Below are 13,085 nucleotides of genomic sequence, written 5' to 3'. Positions count from 1 at the left end.
CCATCGATTTCGTAAATCGATGGCTCATTTTTTCATTCCCCATTCACATGAGAAAATGCATTCGATTGCTTCAGGAACGCGTACGCTAAATCCGAGACAATATCCTCCCATGATTCTAATCCAACAGATAAGCGTATTAAATTATCAGAAATGCCCATTTCATGGCGTACTGCCGCTGGAATGACAGCGTGCGTCATCGTTGCTGGATGTTGCACTAACGTCTCTGTGTCACCAAGACTCACCGCAATTGTAATAAATTGCAATTCATTCATGAATGCCTGTGCTTCTTCTTTTCCACCTTTAATCGTAAATGAAATCACACCGCCTCCGCGCTTCATTTGAGACGATGCTATTTCTCCTTCTGGATACCAAACTGCCTCAACACTTTCGTGATTTTTCAAAAAGGCCACGACTTTTTCCGCATTATCACAGTGCCGGTCCATTCGTACAGCTAACGTCTTTAAACCACGCAGCAAGAGCCATGCATCAAAAGATGCCATAATTCCCCCGATATCTTTTCGAATCGGCCGAATTTGTTCAGTTAGCTCCTTCGTTTTACAAACCGTCACACCAGCAACAACATCGCCGTGACCGCCAATATATTTTGTAGCACTATGAAGAACAACATCACAGCCTAGTGTAAGAGGCGTTTGTAAATATGGCGAGCAAAATGTATTATCGACAATGACAAGCAGTTCATTTTGTTTTGCAACTTTGATAACCTTCTCTAAATTGATAAGCCTCATTGTTGGATTAATTGGTGTTTCAACAAATATCAATTTTGTATTCGAACGAATTGTCTCTTCAATCTCTTCTTCTGTTTCCATATCACATAATGAATGAGTAATCATAAATTTCTCTTCTAGTACTTCTAAAAAACCATACGTACACCCATATAATCCATTCGAACAAATGATATGATCTCCAGCACGTAAAAATGCAAGGAGCGTCGCCGAGATTGCTGCCATCCCAGAACCAAATGCTAGTGCCGATTCACCCCCTTCTAAAACAGCCATACGCTCTTCGAACAATTCCACAGTCGGATTTCCAAGTCTCGAATAAATATAAGATGGATCCTGCCCAGCAAAACTCGCTTCTCCTTGCTGCGCTGTTTCAAATGTATAAGTTGAAGTTTGAAATAGCGGCGGCGTTAAACTTCCTTTATGCATCTTAGACTCATACCCGTGATGAATAAGCGCTGTTTCTATATGTTTCTTTTTCATACAAACATCCCCCTTATATTTCTATTTTATGTAAGCGTTTTCTATCTGTTGCTATCCTTTCTTTCATGTTGTTTTAAATTCCTTCTTGTAATTTCCAAACTTTACATGTATAAAACAAAATGGAAACTCGCTTGACGAAATCCCATTCAAAAGATATAATAGCGTTTGTGTAAAATAAAAAGGCAGCCTTGTAATGTGAGTTTATTGTTTGTATTTTGTTCCTCTTGTGTGAGGTGTATCTCGTAACTCCCTGCTGCTGGAGCGAAGGTACATGAAAACAAAATGCGCATAAATGTCGATTACGTCTGTTTTTATTTTACGAAAATAAAAACACTTAAAGGAGGAGTCAACTATGGCTCGTTATACAGGTCCAGCTTGGAAACTGTCTCGTCGTCTTGGAATCTCTCTAAGCGGCACAGGTAAAGAATTAGAAAAACGCCCTTACGCACCAGGTCCTCACGGTCCTAACCAACGTAAGAAACTTTCAGAATACGGTTTACAATTACAAGAGAAACAAAAACTTCGTCACATGTACGGCATGACTGAGCGTCAATTCCGTCGCACATTTGACCAAGCAGGTAAAATGCCAGGTAAACACGGCGAAAACTTCATGATCCTTCTTGAAGCTCGTCTTGACAACCTAGTTTACCGCATGGGCTTAGCTCGCACTCGTCGTGCAGCTCGCCAATTAGTAAACCACGGTCACATCATGGTTGATGGTGCTCGCGTAGACATCCCATCTTACCGTGTAAAACCTAGTCAAACTATCAGCGTTCGCGAAAAATCTAACAACCTTGTTGTTGTTAAAGAAGCGATCGAAGTTAACAACTTCGTACCAGAATACTTAACTTTCGATGCTGACAAATTAGAAGCTACTTACACTCGTCACGCTGAGCGCGCTGAGTTACCAGCTGAAATCAACGAAGCGTTAATCGTAGAGTTCTACTCTCGTTAATGACGTAAAGCCGATCCTTTGGATCGGCTTTTTTCGTTCTTATAGCACTTATTAAAAAAGGATGATAACGAAAGCGAACGCTATCTTTATCATCCTTTTTTTAACTTACTCTTATATATAAAATAAAGTTTATTTATCTTCTTGTTTCTCCACATACACATAAGCATCTTTAGGATTTTTATGTACATCACTTTGTGTATTCTCCGCAAGCTGACTAGCATTTAGCAAAGAAAAGATGATGAGCGCTTCTAGTGACATTTTCTTTTACCACTCCTTTCTTTTATCTTATACATATATCATACTCCTCACTTGTGATTTCCGTATGAACATAGAAAGAAGATTAAAACAAAAAGGCTTTGAGGAGTATGTCTCCCCAAAGCCTTTTTTTATAAACCTGTATTGATTAGTAACGAATTAAGAAATATTTCTTTTTACCGCGGCGGATAATTGTAAATTTACTTTCAATACGGTCTTTTTCTGTTATAACATAATCTAATGCTTGTGTACGCTCACCGTTTACGTAAATTGCACCATTTGTTACATCTTCACGCGCTTGGCGTTTTGATGGTGAAATTTTGCTTTCAACAAGCAAGTCGATTAATACTGTATCTTCTGCACTGCGTTCTACAGATGGTACATCTTTGAAACCTTGCTCAATTTCGTTTGCAGTTAGTTCAGCTACAGAACCGCTAAATAATGCTGCAGAAATTTTAATTGCTTGCTCTAATGCTTCAGCGCCATGAACAAGTTTTGTCATTTCAGAAGCTAATGCTTTTTGTGCTGCACGTTTTTCTGGTGCTTCAGATACTTGTTTTTCTAGCTCAAGAATTTCTTCATGAGATAAGAACGTGAAGTATTTCAAGTATTTTACAACATCGCGGTCGTCTGTGTTGATCCAGAATTGGTAGAACTCGTAAGGAGTTGTTTTCTCTGGATCTAACCAAATTGCGCCGCCTTCTGTTTTACCAAACTTCGTACCATCAGATTTCGTAACAAGCGGAATTGTTAAACCGAATGCTTTCGCATCTTCTTCTGATTTACGAATTAATTCAAGACCAGCTGTAATGTTACCCCATTGGTCACTACCACCGATTTGCAGACGGCAATCGTGTTGTTGATATAAGTTTAAGAAGTCGTATGATTGTAAAATCATGTAACTAAATTCCGTAAATGAAATACCAGTCTCTAAACGAGATGCTACTGTATCTTTTGCTAACATATAGTTTAAACCGAAGTTTTTACCGATGTCGCGTAAGAATGTAATTACATCTAAGTTACCAAGCCAATCATAGTTATTAGCCATCGTTGCTGGGTTTTCTACATTTTCAAACTCTAAGAAGTTTGAAAGCTGATTTTTAATACTTTCCGTGTAGTAAGCAACTGTATCTTTCGTATTTAATGTACGCTCTGCTTTTTTACCACTTGGGTCACCGATCATACCAGTACCGCCACCTACAAGTGCGATTGGTTGATGACCAGCTAATTGGAAACGACGTAGCATTAATACCGGTAACATATGACCAATGTGTAAGCTATCTGCTGTCGGATCAAAACCACAGTATAATTTAACGCTTTCTTTTTCTAATAATTGTTGTAAACCTTCAGCATCTGTTTGCTGATTAATTAGCCCGCGAAACTCAAGATCTTGTAAAATACCCATATTCTACATACTCTCCTTTAAATTAAATAGAGCGTGAAATGTGAAAACATAAAAAAATCGCCCCTCAAATAAGGGACGATTTTGATCATCGCGTTACCACCCTAGTTGCAGGCAAAAACCTGCCACCTCATTCACATAACGGCTCAGCACCGTCTTTTCCCTTTTGAATACGATTCAATCGAAAAAAGATGCTCTAGGGGCGTAATTCGCGATCATCTATGTGCTGATTTCCACCGACCATCAGCTCTCTAAAACAGGGAAATGATCACTACTTCTCCCTTTCCACGCTCAGTTATTTATATACTTTTCTTTATACCATCATTTATATAGGCATGTCAAATAGAGGCGTGAGTTTCTTAGTCTTCCATTCCTTTACAAAGTCGCAATGAATATTGTAATAAGGGAGAGGATTGGAACACCAACTAATAGTGAAACATGAAACACAATCGATAAATCATTTCCAATAGTCGCTTCCACAGGATCTTTTGCTGGGGAGGCAAGGAATCCAAGTAATCGATCGAAGCGACTTACCGTTTTTGGAAAATTCAGTATTTCTACATGGTCGCTATCTAAATGCTGCTTTAATTTATACTCTTTTTTTAAGGGATTTTCACTCAATTTCATCCACCTCCAGCAATTGTTTCAATTTCTTTATACCATTATGAAGTCTCGATTTCACTGTTCCTACAGAAATACCTAAAACCTCTGCAATTTCCTTTTGCGGCATATCATGATAATAAGAAAGAATAAGGACCGCCCTTTGCTCTTCAGGAACTTTCAAAATCGCCTCTCTTACGGTGAGCCGGTCTTCTTCTGAAAATTCCTTCTCCTGTATTGGTACTAAAAACGGTAAAAGAGAGCGCCACTTTTTTCTTCGATTCAATTTATTAATCATAAGGCGATAACCGATTTGAAACAAATACGTTTTAATTTTCCCCTTTTCAATCTCATACATATGCTTCTTACGTTCTAACGATAAAAATGTATCTTGAACGAGATCTATACTCAATTGCTCATCACGGTTAAATCGATACAAAAATGTATATAGCGCTGGTTTCATTAAAACATATAGTTTTTCTCCAGCTTGCTTATCCCCATTTTGATACGCAAGCATGAGCTCTTCCTCACTCCCAATCTGCGCCATGTTTTTTAATCTCCTTTATTCCTTTTAAGGTTAAAGAAATTCGGCTAATTAAGTACCCACTTGCTACAAGTGTCCACACTTGTGATTGATTCGTAAAAAACTGGACGTATGGATTTTGAACCGTAAATCCGCTCGAGACTAAAATATTTAATACTTGTACGCATATGCACGCATACACCGCAAGACAGACAGAAATTGTATCAAATACATTCCAGCGAAAATATATTTTTGTTTTTGTAAAATCAATTTTATATCCGTTTGTTCGAACGATATATTTCCTATCAAAAGGTATCACAATTCCAAGAATAACAATCATCATAATAACTACTACAGCACCTGAAACAATAAATCCAATTAGCATGTAGGTCGCCTCCTAATCTATCATGTCATAAACTTATACAACCGACAGAGGCAAATGGTTCAAAAGAATTTATTTTATTTTTTTAATTATTCTCGCAGGATTCCCACCAACTACAACGTTATCAGGAACTTCCTTCGTTACAACTGCACCAGAAGCAATCACCGCATTATCTCCAATCGTAACCCCTGGGTTAATAATAGCTCTTCCACCAATCCAAACGTTATTCCCAATTGTTACTGGTTTCCCAAATTCCTTGCCACTGATACGTTCAATGGGATCAAGTGGGTGTGTTGCGGTGTAAATGTGAACTCCTGGAGCTAACATACAGTTCTCACCGACTGTGACTGGACAGACATCTAAAATGACGCAATCAAAATTAGCATAAAAGTTTTCTCCAACATGAATGTTATAGCCGTAATCACATTTGAAAGAAGATTCAATATGAATGTTGTCTCCTATGGATCCAAACAATTCTTTTACTAGCAAACTACGTTCTTCAGATTTTGTTTCCGGTGTTTCATTTAATTTTCTTGTTAATATACGAGCCAGCTCCCTGTCTTGTACTAATACTGGATCAGCCGGTACGTACATTTCACCTTGTATCATTTTTTCTTTTTCTGTTTTCATAATAGCATCCCCTTTAACACGTATATATAAGTTATTTTTCTTATGATAACACAAAAAAGAAAGGTCTGAACGAAATAATACGTTCAGACCTTTCTCTGTTAATCTTCCATTGTTGATAAATCGCCTGTTGGCAAGTTTAACTCCCATGCTTTTAACACGCGTCGCATAATTTTACCACTTCTCGTTTTCGGTAGTTTATCTCGGAATTCAATTTGTCTTGGCGCTGCATGAGCTGCTAAGCCTTTTTTCACAAATTGACGAATCTCTTCTTTTAATTCATCAGATGCTTCATAACCTGCGCGCAGTGCGATAAACGCTTTAATAATCTCACCGCGCACTGGGTCTGGAATACCGATTACACCAGCTTCTGCTACCGCAGCGTGTTCAATTAATTTACTTTCTACTTCAAATGGACCAACGCGCTCACCAGAAGTCATAATGACATCATCAATACGCCCTTGGAACCAGAAATATCCATCTTCATCCATATAAGCAGAGTCACCTGATACATACCAATCTCCTGGCATGAAGTAAGATTCATATTTTTGCGGATTGTTCCAAACTGCGCGCATCATCGATGGCCAGCCCTTAGCAATCGCTAAGTTCCCCATTGTATATGGCGGTACTTCATTTCCTTCGTTATCAACAATCGCTGCTTTCACACCTGGAATTGGTTTCCCCATTGATCCGGGGCGAATTTCCATACAAGGATAGTTACAAATAACTTGTGCCCCTGTTTCTGTCATCCACCATGTATCGTGAATACGAAGGCCAAATGCGTTCATTCCCCAGCGAATTACTTCTGGATTTAACGGCTCACCAACACTTAGTACGTGACGGAGTGCTGATAAATCGTATTTCTTAATCGCTTCTTCGCCAGCTCCCATTAACATGCGGAATGCTGTTGGCGCACTATACCAAACTGTTACACCGTAATCTTGCAGTGCTTCGTACCATGCCTCTGGACTAAAACGCCCTCCTAAAACGACATTTGATCCACCTACTAACCACGGTGCAAAAATCCCGTAAGCAGTTCCTGTTACCCAACCTGGATCAGCTGTGCACCAATATACATCGTCCTCTTTTAAATCGAGCACCCATTTTGCAGTTTGATAATGCTGCACCATTGCATTTTGCGCATGAAGAACACCTTTTGGCTTCCCTGTAGAACCGGACGTATAATGAAGAATTAATCCATCTTCACGGTCTAACCATTCGATTTGTAGTTTGTTAGAAGCTTGTTCAAATAATGGATTAAACGCAACAAGTTTTCCGCCTTCTTCTACATTCTCTCCAACAAGAAAGACTGTTTTTAACGCTGGTAAATCATTAAGCGGAACACGCTCTAACAATTCAGGCGTTGTAATTAACACTTTCGCTTCGCTATCTTCTAAACGATCGCGCACCGCTCCTTCCATAAATGCTTCAAATAACGGACCAACAATTGCTCCTAATTTCACTGCACCAAGAAGTGCGAAATATAATTCTGGTGAACGCGGCATGAAAATAAAAACGCGATCTCCTTTTTCTACATCACCATAGTTTTTCAGGACATTTCCCGCTTTGTTGGAAAACTCCTTCATTTCTTTAAATGTATATTTCTCTTTGCGCACTCCATCTTGATAATAAAGTGCCACTTTATTTTTTCGATCAGATTTCGCATGTTTATCAATTGTCTCATATGCCATATTTACTCGGCCTGTTTCATACCAAGAAAAGTTTTTATTAACCTCCTCCCAGTTGAAACCTGCATATGTTTCTTCATAATCGGGCAAATTATTTTCTCCTTTAATAACTGGAAGCGTTTCTACTTTCATACTTTACATCCCCCTCCTATGTATTCTATTATCTATTATAATGATATTATTTAAAATTTTCAGTATATTTGTTGATTTTTAGACAAATTTTTACTGACAAAATTCGATTCACATCGCATATATTATAAAGTACGATAATATATAGTAGATTCACAAACCCTCAAGGTGGTGAGCAAAACATTGATTCATAAAAAAATATATAATGCAAGAAACTTAAAAACAACGCAAGGAACCTTAATCATTGAAGGTCCTGTATCTACCCATAATCTTGAAATGTGTGAATTTCATCCAGACTTAGTTGCCTTTCGTCCCGCTGATCAACAATATAAAGCGATTGTCGAAATTTCTAAATTACCAGAAGCTCGTCTCATTATCGCAAGACATGACCAAACAATTGTCGGATATGTTACATATTTATATCCTGATCCGCTAGAACGATGGTCAGAAGGAAACATGGAAAACTTAATTGAACTCGGAGCAATTGAAGTCATTCCCGCATTCCGCGGATGCTCGGTTGGAAAAAATCTATTAGAGGTTTCGATGATGGATGATCATATGGAAGATTATATTATATTAACGACTGAATATTATTGGCACTGGGATTTAAAACAAACTGGTTTAAATGTTTGGGAATACCGTAAAGTAATGGAAAAGATGATGAATGCCGGCGGACTAGAGTGGATGGCAACAGATGATCCAGAAATTTGTTCCCACCCAGCTAACTGTTTAATGGTTCGTATCGGCAACCGCGTCGATACAAATTCCATCCAAGATTTTGACCGTTTACGCTTTAAAAATCGTTTTATGTATTAAGAAAGGGGCATATGGAATGATTGTAGAAGAAATTATGAATCATGATGTAATCGCACTGCACCCAGATGATACGATAGAAACAGCACTGCGCACATTAAATGCGAAAAGCATTCGGCACATTCCCATTGTTAATCATGAGAACAATGTAGTCGGTATTATTTCTGATCGCGACGTACGCGATGCGAGTCCGTCGATTCTTGATGAACAAGTTTCAATGGATACACTTAAGCAACCGATTAAGCTAATTATGAAACAACCGGTAATGACATGCCATCCTCTTGACTTTGTAGAGGAAATTGCAACACTATTTTTTGAAAATAAAATTGGCTGTCTTCCTGTTACAAAGGGCGGAAAGCTTGTTGGAATCATATCAGAATCCACAGTATTACATACACTCGTGAAACTAACAGGTGCCCATCAGCCAAGTTCACAAATTGAAATTCAAGTGAAAAATGAACCTGGTATTCTCGGAAAGGTAGTTGCTATTTTTAGTGATTTACATATTAATATTGTGAGCGTTCTCGTCTATCCAGCAAGAGATGAGAATGATAAAGTACTCGTTTTCCGCATTCAAACGATGAATCCTCTAAGAGTGATCGAAACATTAGAGCAAAAAGGTTATCATGTCTTATGGCCAAACATAATGGGGATGCAGGCATGAAGAGTGCCTTCATTTATTCAGATGATTTTCGGGGCTATTCCTTTAGCCCTGAACATCCCTTTAATCAGCTTCGTGTTACACTCACCTACGATTTACTAGAAAAGAGTGGGCTGATTCACCCTTCTCAAGTTATTCCACCGCGAATGGCAACAGATGAGGAGATTGCTTTCATTCATACAGAGGAATACATAAATGCGGTAAAACGTGCTGGAGAAGGAAAATTAGAAAGATCAATCGCCATGTCATATGGTCTTGGAACAGAAGATACACCGATGTTTCCAAATATGCATGAAGCGAGCGCATTACTTGTTGGCGGTACATTAACGGCTGTAGATGCCGTTCTTTCAGGTCAAGTAAAGCACGCATTAAATTTAGGTGGTGGCCTGCACCACGGATTTCGCGGTAAAGCATCTGGTTTTTGCATTTATAACGATAGCTCGATTGCTATAAAATATATGCAAAAAAAATATGGATTGCGTGTTTTATACATTGACACAGATGCCCATCATGGTGATGGTGTACAATGGTCCTTTTATGATGACCCTAACGTCTGCACCATCTCACTACATGAAACTGGGCGCTATTTATTTCCTGGAACCGGCGCTGTAAACGAGCGCGGTCAAGGTGTTGGCTATAGTTATTCTTTTAACGTTCCACTCGATGCCTTTACAGAAGACGAATCTTTTTTACAATCTTATCGTACCGTGGTAAAAGAAGTCGCAGCTTACTTTAAACCGGATATCATTTTAACGCAAAACGGAGCCGATGCACATTATTACGATCCTCTTACTCACCTTTGTGCAACGATGCAAATTTATCGTGAAATTCCAAAGCTTGCTCATGAAATCGCTAATGAATACTGCGACGGACGCTGGATCGCCGTTGGTGGTGGCGGCTATGATATATGGCGCGTCGTTCCAAGAGCATGGGCACTCATTTGGCTCGAAATGAACAATATCCAAAACATCTCAGGTTATCTTCCCCCAGAATGGATTGAAGCTTGGAAAGGACAAGCACCTATTGAACTTCCCCTCACATGGGAAGACCCTAACAACATGTATAGCCCTATCCCTCGAAAGCCAGAAATTGAAGAAAAAAATGCATTAACAGTGGCAAAATCCCTTGAAATTATTCGGAATAATACGAAAAAGGCTTTATATTAAATGATAAGAATAGGGGACTTTCTCCTATTCTTTTTTATGAAAGGTGATATTTATGTGGGAACAAAAACGCTTACATACAAAGCGTGGTACTTTTGAAGTATTTATAAAAGGCGATGGTGAACCACTTTGTGTTACACATCATTATTCACAGTTTAATGAAACTGGTGATTATTTTGCAGAGAGCTTTACTCGTACTCACCGTGTATTTCTTATTAATTTAAAAGATGCTGGTCATTCTGTAAAAGCTACACAGGAAACTGAATTGAGCTTGAGCGAAGCAATTGAAGATTTAGAAGCACTAAAAGACGCATTGCAATTTTCATCATGGCATTTCGCTGGTCATTCTACAGGCGGTATGCTTGGACTCCTATATGCCGTGACTTATCCAAATTCTTTACAATCCTTAATCGTTGTAGGTGCTGCTGCTAGTAACTATACAGAAACATCCGATTGCATTTACCATCCGAATCATCCACAATTTCAATACATGCAAGACATTATGGAAGAATTGAAACTCCCTAATCTTACTCCAAAAGAGCGAAGTGTATTATCAGCTGAACGAACAAAATTATCTTTATATGAGCCAGAACGCTATAAAACATACTTCTCGAAACCGATTTATAAAACAATGGCTGTAAGTCGGATGAACGCTTTCGCTAACGAATACCCACAATTCGACTTAAGAGATCAGCTTTCATCTATTACAGCAAAAACATTAATCATTTGTGGAAATCATGACGTTCAATGTCCAGTGCAATATTCTATCGAGATGCACAAAGGTATACCTGGTTCTATCTTTATTCCGTTTGAGCATAGCAACCATTATCCTTTTTTAGAAGAAAGCGATTATTTTTCGTCTATTATTAAAACTTTCTATAAACCATTACAGCATGAAAGCAGCAAGTACTAAATCACTTGCTGCTTGATCATATTTCCAGATAATCGTTCATAACGAGCGATATGTGCTTTTACTCTTGCAACTAATTCACTTGAACTGAACGGCTTTTTAATATAATCATCCGAAGTGCTTGCAGTAAAAGAGTACTTCGGGTATATCAAAACTTTAATCTTTGTTTCCTTCTAATACGTATGCTACAGTATAGTTGCTATACAACTATACAACTTATAAAAATCCATAGCAGGGTGGGAAACTATATGAATAAACCTCGAATTGGTATGATAGGGCTAGGTAGCATCGCACAAAAAGCTTATCTTCCAACTCTTACAAAAGAAACAGATTGGATATTTACAGGAGCGTTTACACCAAATGCTGAAAAACGCAAACAAATCTGTAAGCAATATCGTATTCAAGACTTCACTAGCTTACAAACTCTCGCTTCAGAATGCGATGCAATGTTTGTCCATAGTTCCACTGCAACACATTATGAAATCGTTTCCGAACTTCTTCAAAAAGGAATCGATGTTTACGTTGACAAACCATTAGCTGCTACGGTCGAGCAAGCAGAAAGATTAGTGGAACTGAGTGAAAAACATAATCGTAAACTAATGGTTGGTTTTAACCGTCGATTTGTCCCTATGTATGTTACAGCAAAAGAACAAGCAAATGATATTTCATGGATTCGTATTGAAAAACATCGCACAAACAAAGTTGGTCCATATACATATGACTTTACAATGCTTGATGATTATTTACACATCGTCGATACAGCACGCTGGTTAGCAAATGGTAATCTTCGCGTTGTTCATAATATGCTGCAAACAAACGAAAAAAATGAACTCCTTTATGGCCATCATACGTATACAAGTTCAGCTGGTACATTACTCTCTACCGCTATGCATCGCCATGCTGGTACAAATCTAGAACAAATCGAACTTGTCACAACAGGGAAAATCATTCGTGTAAAAAACATGAATGCGCTAGAGGTTGAACAAGATAATCGCATTACACAAAGCGGTTCACCTTCATGGGGAACGACATTAAAGCAGCGTGGTTTTGAAGATGCTGTGCAGCATTTCATCAATTGTGTACAAGGGGATACAAAGCCACTAGTTGATGGAGTAGAAGGATTAAAATCCCAACAAATGCTAGATTCATTACTACAATCTACCGAAATGAAAATCACATAATTTGGATTTTATAGAAGGAAACGGATACATTTTTCAGAATTTACTTTCATTCCCATTTCCCCTTTATTTCTATCAAAAACTTCTATAGAATATGTTGATAGGAATTATAAGTTTCATACTGAATCGTGGAAAGGATGGAAATTATAAATGTGGAACGAGTTTAAAAAGTTCGCTTTAAAAGGGAATGTTATGGATTTAGCTGTCGGGGTTGTAATCGGAGCTGCTTTCGGGAAAATCGTAAGTTCTTTAGTAAAAGACATTATCATACCATTAATCGGTATGTTAATGGGTGGTATCGACTTTACAGGTTTAAAAATTACATTTGGTAAAACAGCTATTATGTATGGTAACTTCATCCAAACTATCTTTGACTTCCTAATCATCGCAGCTGCTATCTTTGCATTTATTAAAGTTTTCAACAAGCTAACATTCAAAAAAGAAGAAGAAAAGAAAGAAGAAATTCCAGAACCAACAAAAGAAGAAGTACTTCTTGGCGAAATTCGCGACTTATTGAAACAACAAAACGCTTCAAAAGACAACGCATAATTGAACGGATAAAAAGCATGCCCACAT

The 13,085-nt window shown here is 38.1% G+C and carries 15 protein-coding genes, 1 pseudogene and 1 other annotated feature; of the genes and pseudogenes, 7 read left to right on the top strand and 9 right to left on the bottom strand.

The window, feature by feature from the left end; all coding sequences use genetic code 11:
• Window positions 1–32 precede the first annotated feature (32 nt).
• Window positions 33–1,223, bottom strand: coding sequence for a methionine gamma-lyase (gene megL / locus ACM6HU_RS23055; RefSeq protein ID WP_414848478.1), 1,191 nt, complete (start codon window positions 1,221–1,223; stop codon window positions 33–35).
• Window positions 1,224–1,575: 352 nt separating this feature from the next.
• Here megL and rpsD point away from each other — a divergent pair, with 352 nt between their 5' ends.
• Window positions 1,576–2,178: a 30S ribosomal protein S4 gene (gene rpsD, locus ACM6HU_RS23050; RefSeq protein ID WP_016116643.1), complete on the top strand. Its 603-nt coding sequence runs from the start codon at window positions 1,576–1,578 to the stop codon at window positions 2,176–2,178.
• Between the two features lie 129 nt (window positions 2,179–2,307).
• Here rpsD and ACM6HU_RS23045 read toward each other — a convergent pair whose 3' ends face one another.
• The 7 genes from ACM6HU_RS23045 to acsA form a co-directional block, all read right to left on the bottom strand.
• Window positions 2,308–2,436 carry a hypothetical protein gene (locus ACM6HU_RS23045; protein ID WP_016116644.1) on the bottom strand — a complete coding sequence of 43 codons (129 nt, stop codon included), beginning with the start codon at window positions 2,434–2,436 and terminating at the stop codon, window positions 2,308–2,310.
• Between the two features lie 145 nt (window positions 2,437–2,581).
• Entirely contained in the window at window positions 2,582–3,838 is a 1,257-nt protein-coding gene (gene tyrS / locus ACM6HU_RS23040) for a tyrosine--tRNA ligase (RefSeq protein ID WP_016116645.1), read from the bottom strand.
• A 68-nt stretch (window positions 3,839–3,906) separates the two neighbouring features.
• Window positions 3,907–4,132: a binding site (T-box leader), on the bottom strand.
• Between the two features lie 78 nt (window positions 4,133–4,210).
• Window positions 4,211–4,456, bottom strand: a complete 246-nt coding sequence (locus tag ACM6HU_RS23035) for a hypothetical protein (protein WP_414848477.1) — start codon at window positions 4,454–4,456, stop codon at window positions 4,211–4,213.
• A complete protein-coding gene (locus ACM6HU_RS23030; protein ID WP_016116647.1) occupies window positions 4,449–4,982 on the bottom strand; it encodes an RNA polymerase sigma factor in 534 nt (177 codons plus the stop codon). The genes ACM6HU_RS23035 and ACM6HU_RS23030 overlap by 8 nt, the downstream gene beginning before the upstream one ends.
• The gene (locus ACM6HU_RS23025) at window positions 4,963–5,343 is read right to left on the bottom strand and encodes a hypothetical protein (protein WP_016116648.1); all 381 of its coding nucleotides are present in this window, start codon (window positions 5,341–5,343) and stop codon (window positions 4,963–4,965) included. The genes ACM6HU_RS23030 and ACM6HU_RS23025 overlap by 20 nt, the downstream gene beginning before the upstream one ends.
• A 69-nt stretch (window positions 5,344–5,412) precedes the next feature.
• Window positions 5,413–5,970, bottom strand: coding sequence for a maltose acetyltransferase domain-containing protein (locus tag ACM6HU_RS23020; protein WP_033671531.1), 558 nt, complete (start codon window positions 5,968–5,970; stop codon window positions 5,413–5,415).
• 98 nt (window positions 5,971–6,068) lie between these two features.
• A complete protein-coding gene (gene acsA / locus ACM6HU_RS23015) occupies window positions 6,069–7,787 on the bottom strand; it encodes an acetate--CoA ligase (RefSeq protein ID WP_016116650.1) in 1,719 nt (572 codons plus the stop codon).
• Window positions 7,788–7,967: 180 nt separating this feature from the next.
• On the opposite strand from acsA, the gene ACM6HU_RS23010 reads away from it, so the two are divergent.
• The 4 genes from ACM6HU_RS23010 to ACM6HU_RS22995 are packed head-to-tail and all read left to right on the top strand — an operon-like array spanning window position 7,968 to window position 11,334.
• Window positions 7,968–8,600 carry a GNAT family N-acetyltransferase gene (locus ACM6HU_RS23010; RefSeq protein ID WP_016116651.1) on the top strand — a complete coding sequence of 211 codons (633 nt, stop codon included), beginning with the start codon at window positions 7,968–7,970 and terminating at the stop codon, window positions 8,598–8,600.
• A 16-nt stretch (window positions 8,601–8,616) separates the two neighbouring features.
• Window positions 8,617–9,261 (top strand): acetoin utilization AcuB family protein, encoded by a 645-nt coding sequence (locus tag ACM6HU_RS23005; RefSeq protein WP_016116652.1) that lies wholly within the window; start codon window positions 8,617–8,619, stop codon window positions 9,259–9,261.
• The gene (locus ACM6HU_RS23000; RefSeq protein WP_018764514.1) at window positions 9,258–10,424 is read left to right on the top strand and encodes an acetoin utilization protein AcuC; all 1,167 of its coding nucleotides are present in this window, start codon (window positions 9,258–9,260) and stop codon (window positions 10,422–10,424) included. Before ACM6HU_RS23005 ends, ACM6HU_RS23000 begins: the two co-directional genes overlap by 4 nt.
• A gap of 52 nt (window positions 10,425–10,476) precedes the next feature.
• Window positions 10,477–11,334, top strand: a complete 858-nt coding sequence (locus tag ACM6HU_RS22995; protein ID WP_016116654.1) for an alpha/beta fold hydrolase — start codon at window positions 10,477–10,479, stop codon at window positions 11,332–11,334.
• Window positions 11,335–11,339: 5 nt separating this feature from the next.
• On the opposite strand, the pseudogene ACM6HU_RS22990 reads toward ACM6HU_RS22995, so the two are convergent.
• Window positions 11,340–11,447, bottom strand: a pseudogene (locus ACM6HU_RS22990) (DNA-binding response regulator); the annotation flags it as partial.
• A 132-nt stretch (window positions 11,448–11,579) separates the two neighbouring features.
• On the opposite strand from ACM6HU_RS22990, the gene ACM6HU_RS22985 reads away from it, so the two are divergent.
• Both ACM6HU_RS22985 and mscL read left to right on the top strand, forming a co-directional pair.
• Window positions 11,580–12,512, top strand: a complete 933-nt coding sequence (locus ACM6HU_RS22985) for a Gfo/Idh/MocA family protein (protein WP_016116655.1) — start codon at window positions 11,580–11,582, stop codon at window positions 12,510–12,512.
• A gap of 147 nt (window positions 12,513–12,659) precedes the next feature.
• The gene (gene mscL, locus ACM6HU_RS22980; RefSeq protein WP_016116656.1) at window positions 12,660–13,058 is read left to right on the top strand and encodes a large conductance mechanosensitive channel protein MscL; all 399 of its coding nucleotides are present in this window, start codon (window positions 12,660–12,662) and stop codon (window positions 13,056–13,058) included.
• Window positions 13,059–13,085: the final 27 nt, after the last annotated feature.

Origin of the sequence: Bacillus sp. IT-79MI2 (genome assembly GCF_949768135.1) — a bacterium.
Lineage (GTDB): Bacteria > Bacillota > Bacilli > Bacillales > Bacillaceae_G > Bacillus_A > Bacillus_A pseudomycoides.
This window is presented reverse-complemented; position numbering and strand designations above follow the sequence as displayed.